This window comes from Paraburkholderia strydomiana (genome assembly GCF_046030495.1).
GTDB lineage: Bacteria > Pseudomonadota > Gammaproteobacteria > Burkholderiales > Burkholderiaceae > Paraburkholderia > Paraburkholderia strydomiana_A.
Map to the genome: position 1 here is coordinate 96,669 of NZ_JAQQCJ010000009.1, position 26,314 is coordinate 122,982.

Sequence of the window (26,314 nt, forward strand, 5' to 3'; positions counted from 1 at the left end):
CGCACCCTTGACAGTGAACCGCGCCAACAGGGTAAGGGAGCCCTGCGTTCGCCCCGTCGAGCTAGGCGCGGTTGCAAACGATTATGCCACCGAGCGGTGGCTGTCCAATCAACGTAATCGCGCAGTGATCACTCTGATTGTCAGCAGAAGATGATGGGCGAGCTCGTCGAACATGGCCTGTACTTCTTCGCGTGAGTTGGGCAGTTGGACCTGGCCACTGACTGCCGGCGAACGTCGCGCTTTCAGTTGGTAGACATCTGCACGGGGCAGTGCGGGTACCGGGCCGCGCCGACGGCGCCTTTTCTCGATCTGGAGATAATGAACGTTGTCATTCATGGCAGGTCCCCAGGCGGGATTGGCAGGCATACAGCACATCACGTGCGGCTTCTACCTGGCCTCGAAGCAACGGCAGCAGTTTGTCCAGAAGCGTCTGCAAGGGCTCGAAGTCTTCATGGTTGTGCGCCGCGTCTCTGACCCAATCCAAAGCATTGAGAATTAGCAATGCATCTTCTGTGGCGTTCACGCCGTCGCGAGGGATTGGTCTTACGCTGTCCGGTTGCGCGCACGTGGTCACACCATCGATTGGCTTATTCATGACGGGCCTTGTGAACGAGATCCATCAGGCTCGTCGCAAGCTTCTCTACGTCAATGTTTAGGTCCGTCACGGTGCATTTGACGGGCAAACCGTCCACCGGGTCTTCATCCAGCGCTGCACGCATGAAGGCAAGCACGTTATGTATCTTCCATGCGAAGCGAGATTCATCGCAAAGAAACTCATCTACGCGCGCCAGCGTGCGCGTATCTTCGGCGAAACGCTTCACGCCTTCGTTCAGCCCCTCGAAGAACTTATTTCCCATAACGTCGACCAACTCTCCAAACTCGTCGTCGGTCTGACCGACAGCAACAGGGACGTTAGCGTTGACCCAGTTCATCCAGAGGGTGTCGGCGACTGCCTGAACGGCAGCATCGTCGGCGAGAATTTCTCGGCCAGCAACGCGAGCGCGTTCGATTGCGTCTTCGCGAGGAAGCGCAGCGAGATTGATGAGCGGTTGTTGGCTTTGCTCGGGACGAGCAGAGGCTTTGGCAGTCATGGCATGGACTCCTACGTTGTGTAGAAGCCTGCCCGGCCGCTGTCAAACGGGGTGGGCAGGCTGTGACAGGGTTGACAGACCGGAACGTAGGCACCGGCGAGCGCAAGCGCTCCCCCACCACAGCCCACCCGTAAATGGGTGCGCGTGATGATACAACGGACGTAAAAAAACCGCACGTAGCGGCGGTTGTCCGCCTACATTTCCAGGCTGTCAAACCCGACCGCTGTTGTCTCAGCGATGAGGGAAGATTAGTGGGCTAGCGCGCAGACGTCAAGAAGATTTTTTCCCGGCCTCAGATCGATTAGGCATGCCTAATAGAAACAAAAGCAATGCTTCTACTCACCGATGAATAGAATGCTAGTGAGGGGCGTATAGCCCTCTCAACCCGCATTAGCTCGCCAATACCTTTACGTACCGAACACTAAACGTATCGGCATCGAAGTTTAGTGTACTTACAACTTTCGGTTGAGTTCACTAAACATCGGGCCGCTCAGGCCACCCGCCACTCGCCTGCGGTTGTCGCAAATTGTTTTTAGCGATGGCATGTACGTCTACCGTCGTTCGATTTCATCACGCTACGCTCGCCAAAAAATATCCTAGTTCTGCCTCGGAACGCCGAGGCGATAACTTATATCGGAGATAGAACGTGGCGCACACGAAGAAGGCGTTGCTTAGCAAGCGCGCAGAGATGATCTCACTCATCGGTCAGCATCCTGGCATTACTTCGGCCGAAATCGCAGAGCGACTCGCGCTTGAGAGTTCAAATAAGGTCGGCACGGCTCTTTGGACTGCGATCCGCGCCGGTCGCGTCATGACTGAACGAGTCGAGCGGAACGGGCGTTGGATGAACAAACACTACCTGCCCGATCAGGTACCGCCAGATGCGGTGACACGGGTGAAGCAGCGGATCGTCGACGCATCCGAAGTGATCCCGCCACCGGGTGCTCTATCAGCGCCTACCAGTGTCTTCAACGGCCCGAGGAAGCCCAAGCATACGAAAAGGCCAACTCGCAAAGTCACCGCTAGTCCGGCCGCTCCGTCGCGACCAGTGCCACAACCAAAAGTTGTCGAGCAACTGCAGAGCTTTTCGTGCGCGGTCGCCAACGATGGGAGTCTAGTGCTGATGCGAGGCGGCCGGATCGAGATGTCATTACCCGAAGTCGACGCGGCTGTCCTACAAAGCTACCTGGTGAAGCGCGCCGCCGCGAGCCTCTTCGCGAACATGGCTTGATGCGAAAGCCGGCGACACACCGCCGGCCTCATTTCGGAATCCGATCGGCGAGACGTGGCAGGACGGTCGAATCTGCAAACGTGGCGTTTTCTTCGACATAGTAAGATCGGCCCACCTTCACAGGTGGAGGATAAATCTTCCCCGCCCTGATCCACAGCCGCGCGGTACGAATCTTCGGCGGCGGATCAAACTCTTTTTCCAGCCACTTATCGAGCCGGATTTTCATAAGCACTGCTCCTATTGGGGCAACTGGCCGATCACGATAATAGCGCGCCGCTTGCGGTCGGCGACGCATAGCTGCACAATCCCCGCACAAATCGGGGACCACAATGAAAATGAAAATAGCTTTAGCGACGCTGACCATGCTTGCTGCATGCACGACGATCACGGATGTGACGCCGGCCGGCGACGAACACTACACTGTCACGACTCAGGTTCGTGGAGGGATGACGCCATGGGGCGAGATCAAGGCAACAAGCCTTAAGCGAGCGGATGAATTTTGCAGCAGCCAAGGCAAGCAGATGCACCAGGTCGACATGCAGACGCACGGCGTACGCGGTTGGACGCCGCAGGAAGCGGAACTGACGTTCGCGTGTATCTAAAATAGCAACTCATCCTACGCATATAAGGCGAGCGCGATGGGACCAACATCAAAAACAGAGAATACCGTGGGCGAAATACTAAAAGCAGCGATAGGCGTCGTTACCTCGGGTGTCGGCGCTTACATCGCCCTCGTCTTGAAGGACCGATTTGACCTTCGTGGAAAGGCTCGGGCCGCCGACGCAGAGGAATTCAAGAAAGCGTCCGCTTGGTTGAACGATCAGACTGTCGCGGTACTTCGATCGACTGAGTTCTATTCCGGGCTCGACCGGCGGCGCCTTGAACCAATCGACCAATTGACCCATGCATATGAGGGAAACCGCAGTGTGCTGTTCCACGACAGCGAATTGAATGCGTTATTCTTAGAACTGCTGGCCGACGTCACGACCTTTCGACAGGAAGTCGCCAAGCTTACTGTGCCTGAAGGCGATCCTGTCCTGCTGACAACGACGAGTCGAGCAAATCGGTTATACGGCGGAGCCGATGCAAAACGTCAGAGCATCGAGGAAGCGAATGCCTTAGATGCCGGCGCGAGGCGGTTGGCCGACAAAGGTGCAGCCTTCATCGACCGGGCGAAGCGTCAGCTCAAAGCCTGACGTACCCTGTGGTCTCCATGCGTGTCCTGCACAACCTCGATGACGAAGCCCGTGCCGAACTGCGCTCCGCTACTTCGTAGTGGGGCAACTAGTCGCTCACGCGCGCACCGGCGACTGGCTGCGGACCGATCACCTCGTTGAACTGCTGACCATCTGGGCGAACGGCAATGGGACGCAACTAGGCTGGCTTGAGCGTGTAAACCTTGGCCACCTGTCAGAGCAAGTCGACGGCAGGTTCGCCGGGCTCGCGATGTTCGCCGACACCATAACTCTGGCAAAGCTCTTCACAAACGGCTGGCGCTTGGACTTTCGATCTCCAGTCGCGTGCACAATTTATTCTGCGTGCAAACGCAAGCTGAACAACGACGGTGAATGGACGCTCGGCTGGCGCCCCGCGGGCCAACCTGTGCCTAATTTGCCACCTGTTGCGAGCTATGGAGGGCGATTCGGCGGATTTAGAGTAATATCGGGCTCGATCACCAAGGGCGGCGGCATAACACCCGGACCAATGCGTCCCAACCAATGTGCAACTGCACGTACAGTCCTGAATTCATGGGGATAGATGGTTTCTGAACGAGAGGCTCACGATTTCCTTGCCGTTCCCGCCAAGGAGTTGGTAAGACCAATGGCCTGGGTTTCAAAGCAGGGGAACTACTCACCTGCGCTGTACGAATACACCAGCGCTGTCCGGGTTTCGGGCGAAATCCCCGAAGGCATTATTTTTCGCGCCCGCTTCAGAGACCGCAAGACAATCCAGCAAGGGGCGGCCTCAGTCGTACTGTCACCGTCCTTCTCGGCTGCGCTTCAAATTGGGAACGCTCGCATTGCCGCAATCGATACCAATCCGGGGCAGCTTCATACAAACTCGTCTAGAATTGGTGTGGGGAGGCCGTTCTACGGGCAAGCGATAGACGCTGACACCCACGTGCACATTTGGGTGGGCGAATATGGCTACGTAGAACCCGTTGAACCATCTTTACTTGATTTACAAATTTTGCTTGAGGCTTTTTATCGACTCGCGAACATCGTGCCCCCGAGGGACTTTGTCGATCCGCTGGTCGGCCAACAGGGCACTCTTGATCTATGAATTGCCAAGCCTTGTCCAACTTGATTCAATGGCGTTGCGCTCCCGCGGGTGAGCGCGCGATTCGTGCGACCTCGCCAGTGACATACGGCGATGACGGTCTGCATATGTCCTTCTACATCCTGCAACCGGACGAACATTCTTATTACGTCACGGATGCGCACCAAGCCGTGATGCATGCCTCCGAGCGCGGAATCACTTTCTCCAAGGCCCGGTGCGAAAAAATTTCGTCCACGCCCGGCGCGAGGTTCGCTGAGATTACCGAAGACGGAGAAATAGTTGCACGTGCGACAGAGGCAACCCTAAGATCTGCGCTTTGGGATGCGTTACGCCTATCCATGGCGATCAGCAATCGCGAAGAAGAGTGGCTGCCGCGCTCACATCAAGAAAGATTCGCTACGAGAGTAAAAAAATATCTCCAGCAAGCGCTGCCAGAGCACCACTTGGCAACTAAACCCGTCGTATCCGGTGCAAGTGGTCATACAATCGAATTTCCAATCGCAGTACTGGGTGCTGGAAATGTCCTGCGCTACATCCAGCCAGTCGGCCTTGATGATCGACGCAAAATGGACTGGGGCCACATATATCAGACCTTCGGAAAATTTTCCGATCTGAAGCTCATTTCCGAGCCTGGACTTGGTAACCGCATCGCTATGTTCGAAGATGGCGCTGACGCCGACGAATTCGGGCGCGCATCTACTTTGCTCGCCGACGCCGCGGCAATCCAAGTATTTCGCCCCGGTCAACAACTGCTCGCAGCGTTAGCCGCATAACCGAAAGAGCAACGTTCTGACCCGGAGTGTGGAGCACAGGAATCGCACCCGTATTTCCTTAGGGGACGGTTTTTAGGGGCACTGGTGGGGGCACAAAAAATCTAAATATCCCCGGAACACCCCGCCAGCCTTGACGTATGAATTCTGTCAGGGGACCAACTAGCTTCCCAGCGTCTCCCCAGTTTGCCCAGAAAAGCCCCGTATGCGTTGCGCTGCGGGGCTTTTTGCTGCCGTCATTGCCCACGCGCACCCAGTCCGAGCAGAATTTCTCTGAAGTATTGGTAGGGTTATCGCATCGTACCCTCACGATCGACAAGAGAAATCAGTTCGTCAAAGCGCCGTCAAGGCCAAGACGCAGGTGATCAACAGCCCGAAGAAAGAGCGAGTCCACGCCGCGCGCTGCCGGACGCGCCGGGCCCCCCGCTGCATAATTCTGCGCCTCTGGAAGGCGCAAAACCAAGGAAAGCTCATCTCGCGCCGCGCCAGGAGTGCTCGCCTCCAAGTCATCGACGGCCCCCCGAGGCAGTCATTCAGGACGCAGCTGCGGGATCGAGCGTACACGCAAGCGCCGCATTGAAGACGGGCGCCAATCCCGTACTGTCCAGCCCGCGCATGAACTCGCCGATCCGCTTGTGCAAATAGGCCTGCACGTCGACATTCCCGTACTCGTAAAAGCCGCGGGAGTCGCGTAATCCATCGCGGCCATCGCGCATGTTATCGACCACCCGCTGCGCCGGCAAAAAGCGCGGATCGATTTGCCGCGCCAGATAATGCGATGCGTAGTACAGAATGTCGCAACCGCCCCAGTCGATAAATTCGAGCAGGCCCAGCACCGAAAATCGCAGGCCGAAGCCGGTGCGAATCGCGGTGTCGATATCTTCCGCGCTCGCCACACCTTCTTCGACCATCCGCGCGGCCTCGTTCATCGCCAGTGCCTGAATGCGCGGCACGATATACCCAGGTGATGGCCCACACACCACCGGCACCTTGCCGACCCGCTTAAGCAGTGCGACCACGCGTTGTACGGCGCTTTCCGCGGTCTGCGCGCTACGGCTGATCTCGACCAGCGGCATCAGATGCGCGGGATTCAACCAGTGCGCGTTGAGCACGCGCGCCGGATGCGCAACGATACGCTGCAACTCCGTCACCAGAAACGTCGACGTGGTCGATGCGATCAAGGTCGTGGCGTCGACATACTCGCAAAGCCAGTCGAAGGCGGCCTGTTTCGCCTCGATGACTTCCGGCACCGCCTCGAAAACGATCGCGCTATCGCCGAGCAGTGCCTGCGCGCCCTCGCGATCCACCACGACGATGCGCGCCAGCGCTTCTTCGGCTTGCGCATCGGTGATACGCGCGAGACTCACCAGGGTGCGCATTTGCCGCCCAATCTCGCCGCGTGCCGCGGCGGCGAATGCCGCACGCGCGTCGGCATCGCGCGCCTTGAAGTCGATCAGCGTGACGCCCAGGCCGGCATAGGCGAAGGCCAGCGCCATGCCCTGTCCCATGCGCCCGGCCCCGAGAATATGCACTTCCTGAATCGGATCGGAGCCACTCATCACGCGATGCCTCGCTTGAGGAGCGTGCTCAGCGCATCGCGCGACAGGGACGCGATGCCCAGTTGCTCGAACGTGCGCCCCTCGCCATAAAGATCGCGCTCCGAGACCGCGGACGCGATATTCAGCAGCCCCTCTGCAATCGGCGTCGCCACGCCCGCCCAACGCCCGGCCGACACCAGTAACGACAAGCCGAGCCGCGTATCCTCGAGCATGTACCGATGCGTCTTCAGATCGATATCCTCGCGCCAGTCGCCGCTGTCGGTCAGCTTACCGTGCGCGCCGCGTCCGTACATCCACTCGTCGCCGTCCGGCGCGTAGTGATCGGCGAGCGGGAAATGCGGCGCGCCATAGCCGAAGGCTTCGCGCACCGCCATACGTTCCGCGTCGAGTGCGTTCGTCACGCGGCGGATCGACGGTTGCGTGCCTTCATTGTGAATGTCCCATGCGTCGAAATGCTCCAGCGGGCCCGCATTCATCATGATGAGCGGCGGATGGATCACCGGTCCCGCGTTCATCAACGCACCGCTTAGCGCATCCTCGATCCGTTCGACCGACGGATAACCCGCCTCGAGCACCGGAAACGCCCAATCCGAAAACGCGCCGGGAAACACGCCGGTCGGCAGGCGGGTGGCGTACGCGCTGATCACGACACGATCGTCGCCATGCTTGCGGGCCAGATACGGCAGCGTCCCCGTTTCCGCGAACGCGACGCGTGCGGTGTTGCCGCTCTCGTGCATCGCCTTCGCGAACACGTAGCTGCCAAAGGTGCCCGGCGGCAGGAATACCACCTGATCGTCGGCAAGAAGCGGCGCGAGCTGGACCGCGAGCGCCTCGTGCGTCGTCGAAGGCAACGGAATGACGATCAGGCTTGCGCCGCGCACGCCGTCGTCCAGCCGCTCGACGATGCGCACCGCGCCCTGCCCGTCGCCCACTGGCACCCGGCGCTCGCCTCGAAAATCCTTCACACGCAGTGCGCCGCGCTCGCGCAAGCGCGCGGCCGACGCCGTATCGCGCCGCCACCATGTCACGCGATGCCCCTTCTCCAGCAAATCGACCACTGCCGCATAACATCCGTGACCGCCGCCCAGTACGCAGATATTCATCGTCATTCCCCCTGTTTCGATACCTGCCAGATTACGTGGCCGGCGAATCCGCGGCGCTTCGTCTCGCGCAATCCGCATTCAAATCCGGCAACTCACTGCACAACGAAGCAATGTTGCCCTCGCGGCGGCATCCGGGTCGATCCGTTCTTGCACGATTAAATTGAACGACGCATCATCCCCGGGGCACCCGCCTGGCGCTATTCGTTTCGAGGCCTCTAAATGGAAATCGCGATTTCACGCAAACACCGCAACCGTCTTGTCGCATCGCATGGCCGCGAGGATGTCGAACGCGAGGTGTCGCAGGTGCTGTGTCCGCACAGGATGGAAGTGGCCGGGCACGGGCCGTTGAACGCTGAGTTGTATGGTGTGGCGCTGCATCAGACGAGCTTGCTGGAGTTGCATTACGGCAGCGAAACGCAAATCGACGCCGGCGATCTCGGCGATCATTACCTGTTCCGCACGACACTGAGCGGACAATGTTCGCTGCAGTCGGACGGCGAGCGAGTCGCATTGCGCGCGGGCGGCCTCAGCGTGTCGTCCCCGCAACGCGCGAGCCGCATCGTCACCGATCGCGAATGCCGCAACCTGTTGTTGAGAATCGAGCGCCGCGCACTCGAAGTCAAGCTCGCGGACATGCTGAACGACAGCATCAAGCAACCGCTCATCTTCGAGCTCGCGGTGCCGGCCGCGCACCCAGGCGCCGCCATCTTTCTATCGACGCTGCGTTATCTGTGCACGCTCTGCGATCAATTCGACGAACCCGCACAAGAGCGCATGTTCGGCAACGACTTCACCCAGTGGCTCGCCTCCGTGCTGCTGAGCCAGTTGCCGCATTCGTACAGCGCCACGCTCGCCAGGGCAACCTCGGCGCCGTTACCGGTGCATGTGCGCCGCGCGCGCGACTACATTCACTCGCATCTGGACGAGCCGCTGCGGCTCGACACGCTGGCGCGCGAAGCCGGCGTATCGCCTCGCACGCTGCAGAACGGCTTCACGCAATTTCTGCAGAGCTCGCCGGGCGGCTATATCCGCGAACGCAGGCTGGAGGCCGTGCATCGCGCGCTGCAGGCGGCGCCGGATCGCTCGGTAACGGATATTTTCATCGAGCACGGCGTGCACAGTTTTGGGCATTTCGCCAAGGCCTATACGCGGCGCTTCGGTTGTTTGCCGTCGGTCACCGCACGGCAGCGCAAGTGCAATTGATCCCACATCAGCTTCACATTGCCCGCCATGTCAGCGCAAAGTGACCCGTCCGAGCCGCTGCTTCATGCCAACGAATTGTTGCCGCTGAGCGCAACGGACTCCAGCGACACACTGCGCGTGCAAGATCTCGATCTGAATCTGCTGAAGGCATTTCACGCAGTTCACGTCGAAAAGAACGTGGGCCGGGCGGCGCTGCGACTCGGCATCACGCAGCCTTCGGTCAGTCATGCACTCAGCCGATTGCGCCTGGTATTTCGCGACGCACTCTTCGTGCGCACGCCGGGCGGCGTCGAAGCGACGCCGCGTGCGCAACGGCTCGCCGGTTCGATCGACCGCGTGCTGCGGATACTGCAAGACATGCTCGATGAAAGTGCGCAATTCAGTGCGGCGACGTCGCGCCGCGTTTTCCGGCTACATATGAGCGATTTCGCCGAAAGCGCATTCCTGCCGACGCTGATGCGCGAACTCGATACGCGGGCGCCGGGCGTCGTCATCGAAACCCATCATATCGACGACAGCCAGTTCAACGTCGCACTCGAATCCGGCCGCATCGATTTCGCACTCGGCTATTTTCCGCACGCGTCGAGTCACTTTCATCACAGCGAGTTGCTGCACGAACGCTATGTGCTGCTGACGCCGCGCCGCGTCGCCGAGCGGCTCGCTCTCGACAAGCACTTCACGCTGAGCGCGAATGCGCCTGCGGGCCTGCGGTTCATCGCGGTCACGTCGCATTCGCAGGCCACCGAACTGCTCGAACGCAACGGCCTCGCGTCGCGCGTGCGAATCGCGGTGCCGAATTTCATGGTCGTCCCGGCGATACTCAGCCGCTGCGACTACGCGCTGATTCTGCCGCGCACGGTGGCGCGCGCGTTTTCGACGCTCGGCGATTACGCCGTGTTCGACATCGACGACGCCGGGATGTGGCCCGTCAATGCGTACTGGCATCGCCGTTTTGACGCGGACCCCGGCCATCGCTGGCTACGCGGCTTGTTGATGGAACTGTTCCGCATCGGCGCGCGCGAGCCTTTCGACAGTTGGCTCGGCGCGCCGGCCGAGGTTCCGGGCGAGAAGCCGCCCGACGCGCCATGACGCTGCACGGCGGCCCTGCTCAGAACGACGTGAGGATGCCGGCGACCACCGAGCTCGCGGTCGCTCCGGGCTTCGCGACCGGCATGCCGCCGCCTGCCGCACCGTTGACGGTGAACGATGCGTGCTCGCCGTTGCGAACCATCGCGGCGCCCGTATAGAGCACCGTGCGTTTGGACAGCGGGTAATCGACTCGCACACCGAACGAATCGGCATTGCCCTCGCTGTCCGCGACCTTGCGGTAATGGCCGTAGCTCAGCAACACGAGCGCGCGTCCGACCGGCACCGTCGCGTCGAGTTCGAACAGGTCGTTGTGCGGATTCGAATACGCCGAGGTGACGGCCGTCGTGACATCCGGCCCGCCGCGATGCCGCATATAGATGAACGCCGGCTTGATGAAGCCAAAGTCGTACGAGATCCCACCCAGCGCGTAATTCCCCACTGCCGTCTGACTGCTTGCATTCAACGCCGCGGCACTCGCGGGGCTGAAAGTCTGTTGCATGTAGTCGAGATCGACGGACAAAGCGCCCTGAACATAATTGAGCGACGCGCCATACGTATCGCCGAGCGTCGAGGGCAAATTGGATGCGCCGTTCGCGCCACGCGCGGCAATCGCCTTCAGCACCACCCCGCCGATACGCGGCGACATATAGCGTATCGAGTTGTTCACACGCAGAAATGCGGGTCCGACGAAGTTATTCGCGGCATTGCCCCACGCGAGACCCGCGCCGTTGCCGGGCAAGCTGTACGTGATGAACGACGTGTGCAGCACCGTGTAATTCACGCCGGCCTGCATCGTGCCGAATGGCCCCGTCAAACCGACCCACGCTTCCCGGCCAAACAGCGCGCCGTTGTTGCCGAGTGCGCCGGTCGCCGAATTAAAGCCGTTTTCGAGCTTGAAGATCGCGCGATAGCCGCCCCCGAGATCTTCCGCGCCCTTCAAGCCGAACTGAGTGGCGAAGATATCGCCGCTACCCATCCGCACCGCGTGCGAGGGACCGAAGTTCGTCACTTCGATCGACGTATCGACCCGTCCGTACAAGGTCACGCTCGATTGCGCTAGCACGGGTGCCGCTGCAACGCAAAGCAGCGACGCGCTCCACTTCCAGTTGGTCATTCCTGTGATCCCGGCGAGAAATTGTTTTTTTGTGCCGTGCGTTCCTGCGCACACGGCGCGACTGCTCTCCGTGATTCATCGTGTGTTTCGATGAATCAGAAAAACGAGGCGAGTCTAGAAAGACCAATTTCGACCGTCGATCAATTCACCGATATAACACTTATAGATAGCGCGCATAACTCGTTGCGCGCACCGCGCTCTGTGCGTTCGAGCCTTGCGGGGCGCGGGCCGGGGACCGGTCTCCTGGGGAAAGCTTTAGCCGGTTAGGGAGAACCGGCAATGTTGCTGAAGGCATTGCGCATATGTTCCGGAAATTTGTTTACGTACGCTGCATTTCCGGACCGCCCGTTGGTGGCCCTTCACGATGCGTGACAGCGCACGTAGCCGTCCCGCACGGCTGAACCCCGAATACTGGAGAAACCGAATGGCCGCATCAACGAGCAGCACGCCCGTGAGCAGGCGCTACACGTATGAATGGTACGTGGTGTTGATTTGCATGCTTGCGTATGTATTTTCCTTTGTCGACCGCCAGGTGCTCGCGCTGATGATCGAGCCGATCAAGAAGGACCTGCATCTGAGCGACACGCAGTTCAGTCTTCTGCAAGGCTTTGCGTTTTCACTCTTCTACGCGGTGATGGGCATGCCGCTCGCGTATCTCGCGGACCGCTTCGCACGGCCGCGCATCATCGCGACGGGGATTGCACTATGGAGTCTCGCGACGGCCGCGTGCGGCATCAGCCAGAACTTCGTGCAGATGTTCCTGGCACGGTTGAGCGTCGGGGTCGGCGAAGCGGCGTTGTCTCCCGGCACCTATTCGATGCTGAGCGACTACTTTCCCAAGGAGAAACTCGGACGCGCGGTAGGTATCTATTCGCTCGGCTCTTTTATCGGCGGGGGAATGGCGTTTCTGATCGGCGGGTATGTGATCAACCTGCTCAAGCAGGTGACGACCACGACCGTTCCGCTGCTCGGCGACGTGCGCTCATGGCAACTGACGTTCCTGATCGTCGGCCTGCCTGGCTTTCTGGTGGCGCTGCTTTTCATTCTGACGGTGCGGGATCCGCAACGCAAAGGCCTCGTGCAGGACAGCGCAGGCCAGGCGAAGCGCGTGTCGATGATCGACTCGCTGCGATTTATCCGCGAGCACGGCCAAACCTTCGCATGCCACTACCTGGGTTTCTCGTTCTACGCGATGACGCTGTTTTGCCTGATGAGCTGGACGCCCGCCTTCTATATTCGCCACTTCGGACTATCACCGGTCGAAGCCGGCTACACGCTCGGCACGATTCTGTTGGTCGCGAATACCACCGGCGTGTTCTGCGGCGGCTGGCTCAACGACTGGCTGATGACGAAGGGCCGCACCGACGGTCCGATGCTGGCGGGCACGATCGGCGCAATCGGTATGCTGGTGCCCGCTGTCGTGTTTACGCAGGTGAGCAGCCTGACGGTGTCGCTGGGTCTGCTCGTGATTGCGATGTTCTTCGCATCCTTCCCGATGCCGACTTCCACGGCCGCCATGCAAACCCTCGCGCCCAATCAGATGCGCGCGCAGATTTCGGCGGTGTTCCTCCTGATTTCGAATCTGATCGCACTGGGAATCGGCACGACGCTGGTGGCGTTGCTGACCGACAAAGTATTCGGCTCGCCAAAAATGGTGGGCATGTCGATGTCGGTCGTCAACCTGATTGCAACGCTGCTCGCGATCGGACTGCTGTGGTTGGGCTGCAGGCAGTTTCGTTTGAGCGTCGCGCGCGAAGCAAATAAAACGGCGCGGGCACATGTCGCGGAAGTTCTGGGCGATGAGGATCGAACCGGTGCGACCACGGCGTTCGAAACGACCCGGGTCTAGGACGCGCAGAAGTAGACATGCGCGCGCTTTCGCGCGCATGTCCCGAGACTCGAGAGGCTGTTCCAAACCTCAAGCCATGCGATGACAGATTTGCTCCGGCCTACGATCGCACCGATGATGTGAACGCCGTCAGAGGGCCAACCCATCACCCGCTCCGCCGCTCAGCGAGCCCCTCGCACCTCACCGCTTCACCCCGACCACCCCACGCCCCGCTTCCGGCATGGCCATCCATCTCGCGACAGCCCGACTCGCTGGCCGCTCGATCCAACGATACGAAGCGAGACCAATCACGACCGACACCACCACAACCGCCCCACACATCAGATCACCCGGCACACGATGTTGCGTATCAACCGCCTGCAAAACCCTGACGACGACGGGCATCGAGAAAAGATGCGTGAGGTACAGCGAATAAGACGAATCGCCGATCCGTTCAAGCCACGCGTTCCAGCGCAGCTTGTTCTCGAACGCAAGCCCGGCGACCACCACGGCCAACGCCGGCAAACCGAACACCAGAAAGCGGTTCGCATCCGTGAGGGTCGGCGCGAATGCGCCACCAGCGGCGGCTGTCGCAAGCAGCAGGACAGCGGCTGCGGCCACGGGTACCGTGCGCCCCGACGCGTACAGCGTGCCGACGCAACAGCCGAACACAAACTCCAGCACTAGCGGGTTCGTGTAGAACGCAAACGCGACACCCTCGCCAGGCAGCAGATGCAACGCCGACGTGAGCACCAGCAACGCGCCGACAGCGAGCAGGCGATGACGCGTCGCGCACATTGCCACGGCGAACACGACGTAAAACCACATCTCGTAGTTCAAGGTCCAGCCGACACCGAGCACAGGCGCGGCGATGCCCGTCCAGCTCATCGACGGCAGAAATAAGAACGAGGTGAGCGCGTGCCACGCCGTGACGTGCGCGTGATCGAATGCATCGGAAGCGCCCGGCATGACGGCGACGAGCGCAATGAAAAACGCCGTGAGAAGCCAATAAAGCGGAACGACCCGCGCGATGCGGGCAAACATGAACGACCTCGCCGACGCGAGGCCAGAGGGCACGCCGTGAGTCACGAGCGCCATCACGAATCCGGAGATCACGAAAAAGACGTCGACGCCGATTTCGCCATAGCGGGACACATGCGGAAAAACATGTGCCGGCCAGCCGTGCGAGAGCACGATGCCGTTGGTATGAAAGGCGACAACGCCGAGCGCGGCGAGCGCGCGCAAAGCCTGGATCGATCGATACTTCCTGAAACTTGCCATTGCCTTGCGCTCGACATATTGAGTAAGGGCGTCATCGTAGCCCAGACAATCGCAGCATGTGTCGACGAGCGGTTCAGATGGTTCAACCCGGCGCTTGCCACACTCGCGCAAGAAGACGCCCGGCCGATCGAGAGCGAGCCGATGGCAGCCCGCTCGAGCGCCACCAGCCGCATCACCTCACTACGACGGCCGCTTCGGAATATTCAATCCCCTCTCCACCGCCGGCCGCGCGACGAACGCGGCCAGCACACGCGTCACATTCGGAAAGTCCTGAATGCCGACGAGCTCGCCCGCTTCGTAAAAACCGGCCAGGTTGCGCACCCACGGAAAAGTGGCGATATCCGCGATAGAGTACTGGTCGCCCAGAATCCAGTCGCGTCCTTCGAGCCGCTGGTTCAACACGCCGAGCAAGCGCCTCGACTCGCCGACGTACCGGTCGCGCGGACGCTTGTCCTCGTACTCCTTGCCTGCGAACTTGTGGAAGAAGCCAACCTGCCCGAACATCGGTCCGATGCCGCCCATCTGGAACATCACCCACTGCATCGCTTCATAACGGCCGGCGGCGTCTTGCGGAATCAGCTGGCCGCTCTTGTCCGCGAGATAAATCAGGATCGCGCCGGATTCGAACAGCGGCAGCGGCTTGCCGTCGGGTCCGTTGGGATCGAGGATCGCCGGAATCTTGTTGTTCGGATTGAGCGACAGAAACTCCGGCGTCATCTGATCGTCCGTATCGAAGCGCACCAGATGCGGTTCATACGGCAAGCCGGTCTCTTCGAGCATGATCGAAATTTTCACGCCGTTCGGCGTGGGCAGCGAATAGAGCTGAATCCGCTCCGGGTGCTCGGCGGGCCATTTCTTCGTGATCGGGAAAGCGGATAAATCGGTCATGGAACGGTATCAACCTTGTACGAAAGTCGTGCGATTGGGAAGCCGGATTGGACGCGCGGCAAGCGGCATCGATAAATGGCCGGCTTCGATGACGCTGACGCGCATGCCGCGAACGCGGGACCGCCAAATATAAACCGACTCGACGCAACGCGTGCAAGCCGCGCCTCAGTGGGCCGAAGCGTGAACCTGAACGCACCACGACGCATTAACCGAACTCGCAACACGGATCTGCAACCCGGAATCGCCGCCGCGACTCACGAACAGGCCCGAGCGCAACAACCCAAACTTCGCACGCCGCCGCCCCTTCACCACAAATCCTTGGTCGCCGTGCCCGCGCGAAGGTTGAACCCTTCACGCCACAACGCTGCGCCGACCGTCAGAAGCAGCGTCTTCTGCTCGCCGTCGAGCAACTCCCACGCCGTTGACAGCCATGTCGCGAAACTTGCACAGGTGGGTTCGAGGTCGACGGGCACTTTGCCTTCCAGGTACTGCCGTTCGAACATCGAAAGTACTTTTTCGGGTGTCATTGGCGCTACCTCCGTGTGGGATGCGCCAAGTCTAAAGGCGCCACCCCGCGCACGGAATGCTCCGCGACACCGATTGCGGGTTACTCCCAGGCGGTTGCGTCCGAACATCCGGGAAAGTGGAACTGACAGGCAGCCGTCCTCGAGGAACGAAAACGCCGCCACGTGAAGGCAAATGGGAAGAGGCGCCGAAGCGCCTCTGCCCCCGCCGCAATGATGCCGGCGGTCATTCAGAAACCCCCGCACGCCGCATTACGGCATGTTGCGCTTGGCATTGTCCTTGGCGTCTTCCTTCGCATCGCCATAGGCTTTCTGCACCTTGCCCGCACCTTGTTGCAGGTCGCCCTTCACTTCCTTCGCCGGATCGTTCGTGACCTTGCCGACGGCTTCGTTGACCTTGCCCTTGACCTGTTCTCCAACACCCTTTACCTGGTCCTTGTTCATATTCGGCTCCACTGTCTGGAATGCCGGCGCGACATTACGCCAGTATCGATATTGAGCAACGGGTGTGCCCACGCTTCGCGCCGGATCGACGGGTCGGCCCGCGCCGCCCAAAAAATATTTAAAGAAATGCCTAAAGTTCCGCCGTGGCCTGCCGTTAAGGCGCCATGGAGGAGCTATGGATCGCACACCCAACACGCTTTCAGGATCATCCCAGGCCACGCTGATCGACGGAGACATCGCGCACATTGCGCGCGTGATGCGGACGTCTTTACACGGCGACCTGGCCGGTCCGATCCTGCCCCCCACCTATTGGCGCAAGCGTCTGCACGCGTTGCTCGACACCGGCCATCTTTCCCACGCGCAACTGTGCACGATCGACAGCCTCCTGCTGCAACTCGACCAGTTCGAAGCTCATCCGGCATGGGATACGCTGGCTCCCGCCACCGCCGCGCTGTACGCGCCGCCCTATCCCGACAACGCCAGCGGTCACCATTAACATCCGGCTGATCCGGCACGCCTGCGCCTGACACGCAGCCCCTGCCAACCGCCCCCGCGATCCAAAAGCCGCGAGCGAACGCGAACCGCGTCGCGGCGTCCGCACGCGCCGCAATCCTGCAACTCGCACGCCGGCCCCAAGCCGCCCAACCGACGCTAGCAACCCGCTTTAGCCGCCGAGGCTCCCCCCACTCGCGAAAATTCCACCTCTGAACCGCGAAAATAGCGAAAACGGGACGACCTTAGGTCATAATGTCCGCAAAAATTCCCAGCAAGGACGCCTGTGACCCTCGCCGCACCGCTCAACCTGCTCCGGCAGGCGCGCGCCCGCTTCACTCAACGCGAAATCGCCGCGCACGTCGGCAAGGACATCAAGACGGTGCGCCGCTGGGAAAAAGGCGAAACACCGTGCCCGGCGATGCTCGAGCCGGCCCTGCGTGATCTGTTGCAGCAAGGCGCGCGAACCAGCAGCGGCACAGGCGACGCGCAATTCCGATTCATCGATCTGTTCGCCGGTATCGGCGGGATTCGCATGGGCTTCGAGGCCCACGGCGGAGATTGCGTGTTCACGAGCGAGTGGAACGATTTTTCGACGAGGACGTACCGCGAGAACTATCCCGGCGGCGGCGACCATGCGCTGATCGGCGACATCGTCGCCTTTCCCGCCGAAGAGGTGCCGGGTCACGACGTGCTGCTCGGCGGCTTCCCCTGCCAGCCGTTTTCGATTGCCGGCGTCAGCAAGAAAAACGCGCTGGGCCGGCCGCACGGTTTCGAATGCACGACGCAGGGCACGCTCTTTTTCGACGTCGCGCGGATCATCGCGGCGAAGCGCCCCGCCGCGTTCCTGCTGGAGAACGTGAAGAACCTGCTGTCGCACGACAAGGGCCGCACCTTCGACGTGATCCTGCAAACCTTGCGCGACGAACTCGGCTATGAAGTGCATTACCGCGTGATCGACGGCCAGCATTTCACGCCGCAGCATCGCGAGCGGATCATCATCGTCGGCTTTCGCGGCAAGACCGCGTTTTCGTGGGACGATCTGCATCTGCCGGACCAAGGCCCGCGGCTCGGCTCGATCCTGCATCGCACGGATGGCGGCGAACCGGTGCTGCCGTGGGACCACGACCGCTTCTTCGACCACACCGCACAACGCGTGCAGCCGAAGTACACGCTCACACCGAATCTCTGGACCTATCTGCAGAACTACGCGGCCAAACACCGCGCGGCGGGCAACGGCTTCGGCTTCGGCATGGCCTATCCGGACAGCGTGACGCGCACGCTGTCGGCGCGCTATCACAAGGACGGCTCCGAGATCCTCGTGTACCAGGGCGAAGCGCTGCGCCCGCGACGCCTGACGCCACGCGAATGCGCACGCCTGATGGGCTTTCCCGACACTTTCAGGATTCCAGTCAGCGACACCCAGGCCTACCGGCAATTCGGCAACAGCGTCGTCATGCCGGTGATGCGCGAAGTGGCGCGCATCATGCTGCCGCATGTGCAAACTCTGCTCGCCGAGGACAACCCGCATGGCTCGAAGCAAGCCCTTTCGCTGTACGCGTGAACCGCGCGCCGCCATAACGGTAAGGGCCCGCCGCCGTCGCGGCGACGGCTCATCCGGGTCCGGGCACTGACGCGATGGTCGATATCGTCGACAGCGTGACGCGCAGCCGGATGATGTCCGGCATTCGCGGCCGCAATACCAAACCGGAAATCCTGATCCGCAGCCTGCTGCATCGCCAGGGCTTTCGCTTTCGTCTGGATGTGCGCGATCTGCCGGGCCGCCCCGACATCGTGTTGCCGCGCTATCGCGCCGTGGTGCTGGTGCACGGCTGTTTCTGGCACGGCCACGACTGCCATCTGTTCAAGTGGCCGCAAACGCGGCCGGAGTTCTGGCGCGAGAAGATCGGCCGCAATCGCAGCAATGACGACAAGGTCCGCAGCGCGTTGCTCGACGACGGCTGGCGCGTGGCGGTAGTGTGGGAATGCGCGTTGCGTGGCGCCAATCGCGACATCGCGGGCGTGTTGCAGCGGCTCGTCGACTGGTTGAAGAGCGACGCGCCGAGCTTCGAGGAACGCGGCTGAAAGCCGCCTGTCGTCGGCCTGTCGCGTACCCGGCCAGGGCGAATCCCGCAGCCGCTGGTGATACACTCGACAGGCTACCTCGGAGCATTTTTGTGCGCCGTTGCGGACCGTCCGCCGCACCTCGTCCAGCACGCAACCGCACGCTTCGACTATCCCAGAACCAATCAACAAGGGAGGCACATCATGGCTGATTTCCGTCTCTGGTCCGACGACTTTCCCACCAACGGCTTCATGCCGAAAGCGCACGAATATCACGACAAGGCGTTCGGCGTGGACGGTGAGAACATCTCGCCCGCGTTGCAGTGGGATGCACCGCCGCCGGACACGCAAAGCTTCGCGCTCACCGTGCACGACCCCGACGCCCCGACCGGCAGCGGCTTCTGGCACTGGGTCGTGGTGAACATTCCGGGCGACGCCCGCTCGCTGCCGCGCAACGCGGGCAAGGCGGACGGCTCGCTGCTGCCGCAAGGCGCGCTGCAGGTGCGCAACGACTACGGCACGGTCGGCTTCGGCGGCGCCGCGCCGCCGCGCGGCGACCGGGCGCATCGCTACATCTTCCGCCTGCATGCGCTGAGGGTGCCGCATCTGCCGATCAACGCGGACACCACCAACGCCGTGGCGCGCTTCATGACGCATCTGAACGAACTCGACTCCACCACCCACACGGGCCTGTACGAACTCAAGTAACGCACGAGACGCGCAGCCGGCCCGCGTTCGCGATGCCGGCCCATGCGCTTTGCCGAGCACGACAAGCCGCGCGCGCGGTTCGTCGGCGGACCGCCGGGCCATCCCACTACAAATCGAACAATCGATGCACGCACAATCCTCGCGCAACGGCACCTCCTCGCCGAGCGCTGCAGCCGACGCCACCGCCGCGTCGCCCGAGACCGGCGCCGAACTCGGCCTGCCGCTTCCACAACGCTACTGGGCGATGCTGGTCATCGCACTCGGACTCACGCTCGCGGTGCTCGACAGCGCGATCGCCAACGTCGCGCTGCCGACGATCGCGCGCAACCTGCACGCGAGCGCGGCCGGCTCGATCTGGGTCGTCAACGCCTATCAGCTGGCGATCACCATTTCGCTGCTGCCGCTCGCCTCGCTCGGCGACCGCATCGGCTACCGGCGCGTCTATCTGAGCGGCCTCGTCCTGTTCACGGTGTCCTCGTTCGGCTGCGCGCTGTCCACCTCGCTGCCGACCCTGGCGTTCGCCCGCGTGATCCAGGGCTTCGGCGCGGCGGGCATCATGAGCGTGAACACCGCGCTGGTACGCATGATCTATCCGCCCGCGCAGCTCGGCCGCGGCGTCGCGATCAACGCGATGGTGGTCGCGGTGTCGTCGGCGGTCGGGCCGACGGTGGCCTCCGGCGTGCTCGCGGTCGCATCTTGGCCGTGGCTGTTCGCGATCAATGTGCCGATCGGGATCGCGGCGATCGTCGGCGGCTTCAAGGCGCTGCCGATGAACCCCGGCCACGACTCGCCGTACGACTACCTGAGCGCGGTGATGAACGCGTTCGTGTTCGGCCTGCTGATTTTCGCGGTCGACGGACTCGGCCACGGCGAGCGGTACGGCTATGTCACGGTCGAAGCAATCGGCGCGCTCGTGATCGGCTATTTCTTCGTGCGCCGTCAGTTGACGCAGTCCGCGCCGCTGCTGCCGATCGATCTGCTGAAGATTCCGGTGTTCGCGCTGTCGATCGGCACCTCGGTCTGCTCGTTCTGCGCGCAGATGCTGGCCTTCGTGTCGCTGCCGTTTCTGCTGCAGGAAACCTTGGGGCTCTCGCAAGTCGAAACCGGTCTGCTGATGACGCCGTGGCCCGCAATCATCATTCTCGCGGCGCCGCTTTCAGGCGTGCTGTCGGACAAGGTGTCGGCCGGCTGGCTGGGCGGCATCGGCCTCGCCGCGCTGGCGCTCGGACTGCTGCTGCTCGCCACGCTCGGCCCGCATCCGGACGCATGGCAGATCTCGTGGCGCATGGCGTTGTGCGGCGCTGGCTTCGGCATCTTCCAGTCGCCGAACAACCGCACCATCCTCTCGGCCGCGCCGCGCGAGCGCAGCGGCGGCGCGAGCGGCATGCTCGGCACCGCGCGTCTGAGCGGGCAGACACTCGGCGCGGCGCTGGTCGCGCTGATCTTCGGCATTGCGCCGCAAAACGGGCCGATCGTCGCGCTGTACGTGGCGGCGGGCTTCGCGGCGGTCGCCTCGGTGGTTAGCACGTTGCGCGTCATGCAGCCGGGCAGCACGCCAGCCGTTTGACGCAGCTTCTCCCACACGCATCGCACGCACAAACAGAAAGAGCGCGGATCATGTGATCCGCGCTCTTTCTGTTTCGTTCGTTCTCCGATCTTGATCTCGATGCCGCCTGGACGTGACAGCCTGGGCGCTTCCCTCGAGACCGAAAGAAGCGCCGATCCGGCTACGACGGAGACGCCGTCACGTCAGCGAGCTTTACCGCTTTGGCCGTCACCGAAGAGGCGGTCGCGACGTTGCGCAGATCCGCGAGGAATGTGTCGCGCCACACCGACAGATTGTTCTCGCGCATCGGCGCCATCATGTCGGCGTGACGCGCCTGGCGCTCGGCGAGCGGCATCGACAATGCGCGCTCCAGCGCTTCGGCCATCTGCGACAGATCGAACGGATTGACGACCAGCGCGCCCGGCAGCTGCTCGGCGGCGCCGGCGAATTGCGACAGCACCAGCACGCCCGGATCGGCCGGGTCCTGCGAGGCGACGTACTCTTTCGCGACGAGATTCATGCCGTCGCGCAACGGCGTCACATAGCCGACCTGCGACTGACGGAACAGTGCCATCAGCAGATTGCGTTCGTATTTACGGTTCAGGTACTGGATCGGCGTCCAGTCGAGCTGCGCGAAACGTCCGTTGATGCGGCCCGCTTCACCCTCCAGCGTCTGACGGATGCGCTGATAGGTCTGCACGTCCGCGCGCGTCGGCGGGGCAATCTGCACGAGCGACACCCGGCCGTGCCAGCCCGGCGCATTCAGCAGCAACCGCTCGAACGCCTGAAAGCGCTCCACCAGCCCCTTCGAATAATCGAGACGGTCGACGCTCATGATCAGCTTGCGCCCGCGCATGCCGTCGCGCAGGCTGCGTACCGGCTTGCGGTCGGTGAACTGCTCGGCGGCTTTCGCAATGGCGTCCGGATAGATGCCGATCGGATAGGCACCGACTTTGAGGAAGCGGTTATACGCGTGCACCATGCCGTCTTCGCTGGAGGTGCCGTGCTGCCCGCGCTCGATATAGTCGACGAACGACTGGCGATCCGCCTCGGTCTGAAAACCGATCACGTCATAGCTGCACATCGCCTTGACCAGTTCTTCGTGCGGCGGAATCGTGCGCAGCACTTCCGGCACCGGAAACGGAATATGCAGGAAAAAGCCGATCGGATTCTTCACGCCGAGTTCGCGCAGGCAGCGCGCGAACGGCAGCAGGTGATAGTCGTGGACCCAGATGATGTCGTCGGGCTTGAGCAACTCCTTGAGCTGCTTCGCGAGCGTCGCATTGACGCGCTGGTAGCCCGCGTATTCCTGGCGGTCGTAACGCGAGAGATCGTTACGATAGTGGAAAGTCGGCCACAGCGTCGCGTTGGAAAAACCGCGGTAGTACTGGTCATAGTCGCGCTTGGTGAGGCCCACGGTCGCGTAGGTCACGTTGCCCTGCTTTTCGATGACCGGAGCGGACGGCTCGCTCACCGTCTCGCCGCTCCAGCCGAACCAGACTCCGCCGGTTTCCTTCAGCGCGTCCAGCACGCCGATCGCCAGCCCACCTGCTGCGGGGCGCCCTTCCTGGATCGGTGCGACACGATTCGATACCACGATCAGTCTGCTCATTGGTTCTCCACCTAGTTCAGTTGTTTCGTTGCATACGGATATGTGCCGGAAAGGTGCACGCAAGTCGCGTGCCGTTTTTTGAGATGCCGGAAATAAAAATGTATGCAAATGTGTCGGGCAAGTAGAAACCCGCGACAAATTCGCATCGCAAAGGAATTTTTACTGGCGGAACCGACGAAACCGGAACAGACGCTCCGGCCATCAAAATCGCTCGAATGGGGTTCGAACGAACTCAAGCATCCTGTTCCGAACCCAGATCACGCTGGTATTCCAGCCCTTCCTTGCGCACGCCGCCCTGGTTGTGCTCGCCGTCGGGCGGCGCATCGGGCGCTACGCGGTTTTGCGCGGCCGGATCCGGCGACACCGCGGGCTCGGCCTGGCTACCGCCCGGCCGGGCATCGCGCTTCGAATGGCGCGCCGAGCGTCGCAATGCGGGATGTCTCATGATCGTTGCCTCCGGAGAAGCGCGCCGCTATCCAGCAGCATTCATACAGTCTAAGGGGCGCGAAGGTAAATTGCCGGTAAAAGATGCGCCCGTTTTGTAACAAATACACAAATTTGGTGCGCCGGACGGGCGTGCGGTGTAGCGGACGTGTCAGAGTTGCATTCGCAGCATGCGACGCCCGGCGGCTTGCGGCGTTTGCGTGGGCTGCGGCGGCGGATCGCCGATCGGCGGAGCGACGGGCTCGATCGGTTCGATCGGCTGCGGAGCCGGACTGGGGATGGTGTCGGGCTCGGCCGGGTTCGGCGGCGGCGACGGCGACGGCGGTTCGATCGGTTCGGGACGGTGAGCACGCTTCGAAGGGGGAAGCGCGGGAGCGGCGGCGTAGTCCGGCATGTCGGTTATCCTCGGTTGCGTTCCTTCGGATCGCAGCAAGGCCTGTGCCGTTACGTTGCCCTCCCGGCGGGCGGGGGGTGTGGCTGCGGGCGGGCGCTGGCGGGACGCCCGTCAGGCGTCCGCGCCGCCCAGCGCGCGCGATTCGTCGGCGGCATCGCCCTCGTCACGCGCATCGTTGCCGTACTCGACCAGGCGGTTATACAGCGTCTTCAGACTGATGCCGAGAATCTCGGCAGCGCGCGTCTTCACACCGCCGCATTGTTCGAGCGTAGCCAGAATCAGCTGACGGTCCGCTTCGGCGAGCGACGTGCCGAACGGAATCGTGATGGCCGTGCCGGCGGCGGGCTTCGACAGCGTGATCTGCAACGGCACCGTCGCCGTGCTGTCCGAATCCGCGCCCGACATGATGTGCGCGCGCTGCACGTAGTTCTTCAGTTCGCGCACGTTGCCCGGCCACGGATACGACATCAGCATGTCCTTCACGGCGGCTGGGAAGTGCTTCTTCGTGTTGTGGCGCTCGTTGAGTTCGTCGAGGAAAGCCTGCGCGAGCAGTTCGACGTCCTTGCCACGGTCGCGCAGCGGCGGCAGGCTGATCGGAAACACGTTCAACCGATGGTAGAGGTCGAGGCGCAGCTTGCCTTCCAGCACCGCCTGCTCGGGATCCCGGTTGGTGGCCGCGATCAGGCGCACATCGGTTTCGATTTCTTTGGTCGTGCCGACTCGCATGAACATGCCAGTTTCGAGCACGCGCAGCAGTTTCACCTGCAGCTCGATCGGCATCTCGGTGATTTCGTCGAGGAACAGCGTGCCGCCGTTCGCGCGCTCGAAATAGCCCTTGTGCTGCCGGTCCGCGCCGGTGAACGAGCCGCGCTCGTGACCGAACATTTCCGATTCGATCAGGTTCGGCGAGATCGCCCCGCAGTTCACGGCGAGGAACGCGTGCTTGCGGCGCAAGCTCAGTTCATGCAGCGTCTGGGCGGCGACTTCCTTGCCGGTGCCCGACTCGCCCACCAGCATCACGGAGGCCGCGGTCGGCGCGACGCGGCCGATCTGGTCGTAGACTTCCTGCATCGCCGGCGAGTTGCCCAGCATCAGGCCGAAGCGTCCCATGCGGCGCAATTCGCCGCGCAGCGTGCCGATTTCCGCCTTCAGGTCGCCGGCGCGCGGCAAGCGCGACAGGATCGCCTTCACGCGCTGCATGTTGATCGGCTTGACCAGGTAGTCGGTGGCACCCATTTTGAGCGCGTTGACCGCCGACTCCACCGTGGCGTGGCCGGTAATCACGATCACCTCCACGCCGGAGCGCGGATCCAGATCTTCGAACAGATCGACCCCGCTGCCGTCGGGCAGCTTCAGGTCGGTAAAGACGACGTCCGGCATCTGCCGGACCAGTTGAATGCGCGCTTCGCGCAAATCGCCCGCGGTGGCGGTGGTCAGACCGTCTTCCCCGATGATGGCGGAAAGCGCCTCGCGGGTACCGGCATCGTCATCGACAATCAGTACATGTGGCATCGCGTCTCGAAAACCTGCAAGCGTGGGTAGGGGAGCATGCCAATGCGCATGCTTAAAAGCGCGCCGACGGTGGCGCACCGTACGGCGGCGCGCTCCGGACAGGACGCACACGCTGACTTTCCGCGCACGCACCCGCCGGCGACTTCATACAATATTGCAACAATAACCCGGAAATTCCCGATTAACGCCGCAGCATTGTTGTATATTTGCCTATTATACGGCCTTATTCAAACAAATTAACAATGTTGACCGAGCGCGCCTCCCTCACGTGAGTTGGCGGGCGGCACGCGGCAGCCACCGCCTCAACTACGCGGAAACGGCCACGCCCGGCCATCTCCGTTCGCATGCGCCGAGCCATTCGCTGCGGGCGCGTCCGGGCTCGCACTTGCCGTCGTCACGCTGCCTGCCGGGGATGCAGGCGTCGCCACGGCGCCGCCCTCGCCTTCCCAGCGGCTCAATTCCCGCGCGGACGGGAACTTGGCCGCGCGCTTGCTCTGCACGTAACGGACCGCCAGAAAGCCGCCCAGCGCCATCAATGCACCGAAGATGCCAATTGGTCGTGCCATCGTGAACTCCTTGTGGTCGTGAAGCGGATAAGGCCCGGACCGCGCTCGCGAATCAGCGCGCGGTCAGGACGCCCAGGAGAAAGCCTACACCCGCCGCGATACCGATCGCGCGCCACGGGTTGTGCCGCACGTAGCGCTCCGTGCTGACGGTGGCCACCCGGTAACGCCGCTGGGCGTTCTGCTGCGCATCGCCGAGCGCCGATTGCAGCGTCTCCACATGCGTGCCCAGCCTGTCGCGCAGCGCGTCCACGCCCTCGCCCGGGACGTTGGCGGCAAGCCGCAGCATTTCCTCCGAGTCCTTCAGCAGCACCCGCAGGTCCTCGACAATCTTCTGGCCGCCGAGTGCAAGTTGTTGCGTGGTGTCAGTCATCATTCACTCCTCGTCTAGATTCGGCGTTCGTATGCGCTTCCAAGGCATCGAGAGCTTCGAACTCCTCGGCCGGTCTGCGCCGCAGAAAAAAGCGCACGCGTGTCGGGCCATTGACGCAAACGGCGTGCCCGGTAAATTCGGCCTTCCATCACGGCCTGCTCGTTGCCTGACGCACATTCGACCGATCGCGCGTGAATGTCC

General features: G+C 62.1%; 30 protein-coding genes. 13 read left to right on the forward strand and 17 right to left on the reverse strand.

Features of this window, described 5'->3' with window-relative positions; genetic code table 11:
- Positions 1–108: 108 nt before the first annotated feature.
- From PQQ53_RS14135 to PQQ53_RS14145, 3 genes are read right to left on the reverse strand one after another with little or no spacing between them, the layout of a single operon-like run.
- Positions 109–336: a hypothetical protein gene (locus PQQ53_RS14135; protein WP_175158523.1), complete on the reverse strand. Its 228-nt coding sequence runs from the start codon at positions 334–336 to the stop codon at positions 109–111.
- Positions 329–595, reverse strand: coding sequence for a hypothetical protein (locus PQQ53_RS14140; RefSeq protein WP_408324526.1), 267 nt, complete (start codon positions 593–595; stop codon positions 329–331). The genes PQQ53_RS14135 and PQQ53_RS14140 overlap by 8 nt, the downstream gene beginning before the upstream one ends.
- Positions 588–1,091, reverse strand: coding sequence for a hypothetical protein (locus PQQ53_RS14145; RefSeq protein WP_408324527.1), 504 nt, complete (start codon positions 1,089–1,091; stop codon positions 588–590). Before PQQ53_RS14145 ends, PQQ53_RS14140 begins: the two co-directional genes overlap by 8 nt.
- 646 nt (positions 1,092–1,737) lie before the next feature.
- Between PQQ53_RS14145 and PQQ53_RS14150 the strand changes: the two genes are divergently transcribed.
- Positions 1,738–2,322, forward strand: coding sequence for a hypothetical protein (locus PQQ53_RS14150; RefSeq protein ID WP_408324529.1), 585 nt, complete (start codon positions 1,738–1,740; stop codon positions 2,320–2,322).
- 28 nt (positions 2,323–2,350) lie between these two features.
- Here PQQ53_RS14150 and PQQ53_RS14155 read toward each other — a convergent pair whose 3' ends face one another.
- Entirely contained in the window at positions 2,351–2,548 is a 198-nt protein-coding gene (locus PQQ53_RS14155) for an excisionase (RefSeq protein ID WP_408324531.1), read from the reverse strand.
- Between the two features lie 103 nt (positions 2,549–2,651).
- Between PQQ53_RS14155 and PQQ53_RS14160 the strand changes: the two genes are divergently transcribed.
- From PQQ53_RS14160 to PQQ53_RS14175, 4 genes are all read left to right on the forward strand, one after another.
- Positions 2,652–2,924 (forward strand): hypothetical protein, encoded by a 273-nt coding sequence (locus PQQ53_RS14160; RefSeq protein ID WP_408324533.1) that lies wholly within the window; start codon positions 2,652–2,654, stop codon positions 2,922–2,924.
- A 36-nt stretch (positions 2,925–2,960) separates the two neighbouring features.
- Complete coding sequence (locus PQQ53_RS14165) at positions 2,961–3,518, forward strand: hypothetical protein (protein ID WP_408324535.1); 558 nt, start codon at positions 2,961–2,963, stop codon at positions 3,516–3,518.
- 562 nt (positions 3,519–4,080) lie between these two features.
- Positions 4,081–4,605, forward strand: coding sequence for a hypothetical protein (locus PQQ53_RS14170; RefSeq protein WP_408324537.1), 525 nt, complete (start codon positions 4,081–4,083; stop codon positions 4,603–4,605).
- 104 nt (positions 4,606–4,709) lie between these two features.
- Positions 4,710–5,375, forward strand: a complete 666-nt coding sequence (locus PQQ53_RS14175) for a hypothetical protein (RefSeq protein WP_494478688.1) — start codon at positions 4,710–4,712, stop codon at positions 5,373–5,375.
- A 530-nt stretch (positions 5,376–5,905) separates the two neighbouring features.
- Here the strand turns inward: PQQ53_RS14175 and PQQ53_RS14180 are convergent.
- A complete protein-coding gene (locus PQQ53_RS14180; protein WP_408152847.1) occupies positions 5,906–6,931 on the reverse strand; it encodes a 3-hydroxybutyryl-CoA dehydrogenase in 1,026 nt (341 codons plus the stop codon).
- The gene (locus PQQ53_RS14185) at positions 6,931–8,034 is read right to left on the reverse strand and encodes an NAD/NADP octopine/nopaline dehydrogenase family protein (protein WP_408141650.1); all 1,104 of its coding nucleotides are present in this window, start codon (positions 8,032–8,034) and stop codon (positions 6,931–6,933) included. The genes PQQ53_RS14180 and PQQ53_RS14185 overlap by 1 nt, the downstream gene beginning before the upstream one ends.
- Positions 8,035–8,253: 219 nt before the next feature.
- On the opposite strand from PQQ53_RS14185, the gene PQQ53_RS14190 reads away from it, so the two are divergent.
- Positions 8,254–9,237, forward strand: coding sequence for an AraC family transcriptional regulator (locus PQQ53_RS14190; RefSeq protein ID WP_408324541.1), 984 nt, complete (start codon positions 8,254–8,256; stop codon positions 9,235–9,237).
- Between the two features lie 27 nt (positions 9,238–9,264).
- Positions 9,265–10,326, forward strand: coding sequence for a LysR family transcriptional regulator (locus PQQ53_RS14195; RefSeq protein ID WP_408141648.1), 1,062 nt, complete (start codon positions 9,265–9,267; stop codon positions 10,324–10,326).
- A 19-nt stretch (positions 10,327–10,345) separates the two neighbouring features.
- Here PQQ53_RS14195 and PQQ53_RS14200 read toward each other — a convergent pair whose 3' ends face one another.
- A complete protein-coding gene (locus tag PQQ53_RS14200) occupies positions 10,346–11,440 on the reverse strand; it encodes a porin (RefSeq protein WP_408141647.1) in 1,095 nt (364 codons plus the stop codon).
- Between the two features lie 424 nt (positions 11,441–11,864).
- Between PQQ53_RS14200 and PQQ53_RS14205 the strand changes: the two genes are divergently transcribed.
- Positions 11,865–13,289 carry a spinster family MFS transporter gene (locus tag PQQ53_RS14205; RefSeq protein WP_408324542.1) on the forward strand — a complete coding sequence of 475 codons (1,425 nt, stop codon included), beginning with the start codon at positions 11,865–11,867 and terminating at the stop codon, positions 13,287–13,289.
- A 180-nt stretch (positions 13,290–13,469) separates the two neighbouring features.
- On the opposite strand, the gene PQQ53_RS14210 is transcribed toward PQQ53_RS14205, so the two are convergent.
- The 4 genes from PQQ53_RS14210 to PQQ53_RS14225 form a co-directional block, all read right to left on the reverse strand.
- Positions 13,470–14,549, reverse strand: a complete 1,080-nt coding sequence (locus PQQ53_RS14210; protein ID WP_408152850.1) for an acyltransferase family protein — start codon at positions 14,547–14,549, stop codon at positions 13,470–13,472.
- 180 nt (positions 14,550–14,729) lie between these two features.
- On the reverse strand, positions 14,730–15,437 hold the full coding sequence (locus PQQ53_RS14215; RefSeq protein ID WP_408141644.1) for a glutathione binding-like protein: 708 nt from the start codon (positions 15,435–15,437) through the stop codon (positions 14,730–14,732).
- A gap of 305 nt (positions 15,438–15,742) precedes the next feature.
- Positions 15,743–15,964 carry a hypothetical protein gene (locus PQQ53_RS14220; RefSeq protein ID WP_408141643.1) on the reverse strand — a complete coding sequence of 74 codons (222 nt, stop codon included), beginning with the start codon at positions 15,962–15,964 and terminating at the stop codon, positions 15,743–15,745.
- 249 nt (positions 15,965–16,213) lie between these two features.
- Positions 16,214–16,405, reverse strand: a complete 192-nt coding sequence (locus PQQ53_RS14225; protein ID WP_408141642.1) for a CsbD family protein — start codon at positions 16,403–16,405, stop codon at positions 16,214–16,216.
- A 175-nt stretch (positions 16,406–16,580) separates the two neighbouring features.
- On the opposite strand from PQQ53_RS14225, the gene PQQ53_RS14230 reads away from it, so the two are divergent.
- The 5 genes from PQQ53_RS14230 to PQQ53_RS14250 all read left to right on the forward strand — a co-directional run bounded on the left by PQQ53_RS14230 (position 16,581) and on the right by PQQ53_RS14250 (position 21,236).
- Complete coding sequence (locus PQQ53_RS14230) at positions 16,581–16,901, forward strand: hypothetical protein (RefSeq protein WP_408324544.1); 321 nt, start codon at positions 16,581–16,583, stop codon at positions 16,899–16,901.
- Positions 16,902–17,183: 282 nt separating this feature from the next.
- Positions 17,184–18,461, forward strand: coding sequence for a DNA (cytosine-5-)-methyltransferase (gene dcm, locus PQQ53_RS14235; RefSeq protein WP_408141640.1), 1,278 nt, complete (start codon positions 17,184–17,186; stop codon positions 18,459–18,461).
- A 74-nt stretch (positions 18,462–18,535) separates the two neighbouring features.
- Positions 18,536–18,982, forward strand: a complete 447-nt coding sequence (locus PQQ53_RS14240; protein ID WP_408324546.1) for a very short patch repair endonuclease — start codon at positions 18,536–18,538, stop codon at positions 18,980–18,982.
- A gap of 183 nt (positions 18,983–19,165) precedes the next feature.
- Positions 19,166–19,669, forward strand: a complete 504-nt coding sequence (locus PQQ53_RS14245) for a YbhB/YbcL family Raf kinase inhibitor-like protein (protein WP_408324548.1) — start codon at positions 19,166–19,168, stop codon at positions 19,667–19,669.
- 124 nt (positions 19,670–19,793) lie between these two features.
- Complete coding sequence (locus PQQ53_RS14250; RefSeq protein WP_408324549.1) at positions 19,794–21,236, forward strand: MFS transporter; 1,443 nt, start codon at positions 19,794–19,796, stop codon at positions 21,234–21,236.
- A gap of 160 nt (positions 21,237–21,396) precedes the next feature.
- Here the strand turns inward: PQQ53_RS14250 and otsA are convergent, their stop codons facing one another.
- The 6 genes from otsA to PQQ53_RS14280 all read right to left on the reverse strand — a co-directional run bounded on the left by otsA (position 21,397) and on the right by PQQ53_RS14280 (position 26,113).
- Positions 21,397–22,827: an alpha,alpha-trehalose-phosphate synthase (UDP-forming) gene (gene otsA / locus PQQ53_RS14255; RefSeq protein WP_408141636.1), complete on the reverse strand. Its 1,431-nt coding sequence runs from the start codon at positions 22,825–22,827 to the stop codon at positions 21,397–21,399.
- Between the two features lie 232 nt (positions 22,828–23,059).
- A complete protein-coding gene (locus tag PQQ53_RS14260; RefSeq protein WP_408141635.1) occupies positions 23,060–23,272 on the reverse strand; it encodes a hypothetical protein in 213 nt (70 codons plus the stop codon).
- A 150-nt stretch (positions 23,273–23,422) separates the two neighbouring features.
- A complete protein-coding gene (locus PQQ53_RS14265; RefSeq protein WP_408324550.1) occupies positions 23,423–23,665 on the reverse strand; it encodes a hypothetical protein in 243 nt (80 codons plus the stop codon).
- A 111-nt stretch (positions 23,666–23,776) separates the two neighbouring features.
- Positions 23,777–25,177, reverse strand: a complete 1,401-nt coding sequence (locus PQQ53_RS14270; RefSeq protein WP_408141633.1) for a sigma-54-dependent transcriptional regulator — start codon at positions 25,175–25,177, stop codon at positions 23,777–23,779.
- Positions 25,178–25,479: 302 nt separating this feature from the next.
- The gene (locus tag PQQ53_RS14275; RefSeq protein WP_408141632.1) at positions 25,480–25,743 is read right to left on the reverse strand and encodes a hypothetical protein; all 264 of its coding nucleotides are present in this window, start codon (positions 25,741–25,743) and stop codon (positions 25,480–25,482) included.
- Between the two features lie 52 nt (positions 25,744–25,795).
- Positions 25,796–26,113, reverse strand: coding sequence for an ElaB/YgaM/YqjD family protein (locus PQQ53_RS14280; protein ID WP_408141631.1), 318 nt, complete (start codon positions 26,111–26,113; stop codon positions 25,796–25,798).
- Positions 26,114–26,314: the final 201 nt, after the last annotated feature.

Bases quoted from the DNA above. Each gene is read 5' to 3' on its own strand.
- PQQ53_RS14135 (WP_175158523.1), bottom strand. From the start codon at position 336: ATGAATGACAACGTTCATTATCTCCAGATCGAGAAAAGGCGCCGTCGG.
- PQQ53_RS14140 (WP_408324526.1), bottom strand. From the start codon at position 595: ATGAATAAGCCAATCGATGGTGTGACCACGTGCGCGCAACCGGACAGC.
- PQQ53_RS14145 (WP_408324527.1), bottom strand. From the start codon at position 1,091: ATGACTGCCAAAGCCTCTGCTCGTCCCGAGCAAAGCCAACAACCGCTC.
- PQQ53_RS14155 (WP_408324531.1), bottom strand. From the start codon at position 2,548: ATGAAAATCCGGCTCGATAAGTGGCTGGAAAAAGAGTTTGATCCGCCG.
- PQQ53_RS14160 (WP_408324533.1), top strand. From the start codon at position 2,652: ATGAAAATGAAAATAGCTTTAGCGACGCTGACCATGCTTGCTGCATGC.
- PQQ53_RS14165 (WP_408324535.1), top strand. From the start codon at position 2,961: ATGGGACCAACATCAAAAACAGAGAATACCGTGGGCGAAATACTAAAA.
- PQQ53_RS14170 (WP_408324537.1), top strand. From the start codon at position 4,081: ATGGTTTCTGAACGAGAGGCTCACGATTTCCTTGCCGTTCCCGCCAAG.
- PQQ53_RS14175 (WP_494478688.1), top strand. From the start codon at position 4,710: ATGTCCTTCTACATCCTGCAACCGGACGAACATTCTTATTACGTCACG.
- PQQ53_RS14180 (WP_408152847.1), bottom strand. From the start codon at position 6,931: ATGAGTGGCTCCGATCCGATTCAGGAAGTGCATATTCTCGGGGCCGGG.
- PQQ53_RS14185 (WP_408141650.1), bottom strand. From the start codon at position 8,034: ATGAATATCTGCGTACTGGGCGGCGGTCACGGATGTTATGCGGCAGTG.
- PQQ53_RS14190 (WP_408324541.1), top strand. From the start codon at position 8,254: ATGGAAATCGCGATTTCACGCAAACACCGCAACCGTCTTGTCGCATCG.
- PQQ53_RS14195 (WP_408141648.1), top strand. From the start codon at position 9,265: ATGTCAGCGCAAAGTGACCCGTCCGAGCCGCTGCTTCATGCCAACGAA.
- PQQ53_RS14200 (WP_408141647.1), bottom strand. From the start codon at position 11,440: ATGACCAACTGGAAGTGGAGCGCGTCGCTGCTTTGCGTTGCAGCGGCA.
- PQQ53_RS14205 (WP_408324542.1), top strand. From the start codon at position 11,865: ATGGCCGCATCAACGAGCAGCACGCCCGTGAGCAGGCGCTACACGTAT.
- PQQ53_RS14210 (WP_408152850.1), bottom strand. From the start codon at position 14,549: ATGGCAAGTTTCAGGAAGTATCGATCGATCCAGGCTTTGCGCGCGCTC.
- PQQ53_RS14215 (WP_408141644.1), bottom strand. From the start codon at position 15,437: ATGACCGATTTATCCGCTTTCCCGATCACGAAGAAATGGCCCGCCGAG.
- PQQ53_RS14220 (WP_408141643.1), bottom strand. From the start codon at position 15,964: ATGACACCCGAAAAAGTACTTTCGATGTTCGAACGGCAGTACCTGGAA.
- PQQ53_RS14225 (WP_408141642.1), bottom strand. From the start codon at position 16,405: ATGAACAAGGACCAGGTAAAGGGTGTTGGAGAACAGGTCAAGGGCAAG.
- PQQ53_RS14230 (WP_408324544.1), top strand. From the start codon at position 16,581: ATGGATCGCACACCCAACACGCTTTCAGGATCATCCCAGGCCACGCTG.
- PQQ53_RS14240 (WP_408324546.1), top strand. From the start codon at position 18,536: ATGGTCGATATCGTCGACAGCGTGACGCGCAGCCGGATGATGTCCGGC.
- PQQ53_RS14245 (WP_408324548.1), top strand. From the start codon at position 19,166: ATGGCTGATTTCCGTCTCTGGTCCGACGACTTTCCCACCAACGGCTTC.
- PQQ53_RS14250 (WP_408324549.1), top strand. From the start codon at position 19,794: ATGCACGCACAATCCTCGCGCAACGGCACCTCCTCGCCGAGCGCTGCA.
- otsA (WP_408141636.1), bottom strand. From the start codon at position 22,827: ATGAGCAGACTGATCGTGGTATCGAATCGTGTCGCACCGATCCAGGAA.
- PQQ53_RS14260 (WP_408141635.1), bottom strand. From the start codon at position 23,272: ATGAGACATCCCGCATTGCGACGCTCGGCGCGCCATTCGAAGCGCGAT.
- PQQ53_RS14265 (WP_408324550.1), bottom strand. From the start codon at position 23,665: ATGCCGGACTACGCCGCCGCTCCCGCGCTTCCCCCTTCGAAGCGTGCT.
- PQQ53_RS14270 (WP_408141633.1), bottom strand. From the start codon at position 25,177: ATGCCACATGTACTGATTGTCGATGACGATGCCGGTACCCGCGAGGCG.
- PQQ53_RS14275 (WP_408141632.1), bottom strand. From the start codon at position 25,743: ATGGCACGACCAATTGGCATCTTCGGTGCATTGATGGCGCTGGGCGGC.
- PQQ53_RS14280 (WP_408141631.1), bottom strand. From the start codon at position 26,113: ATGACTGACACCACGCAACAACTTGCACTCGGCGGCCAGAAGATTGTC.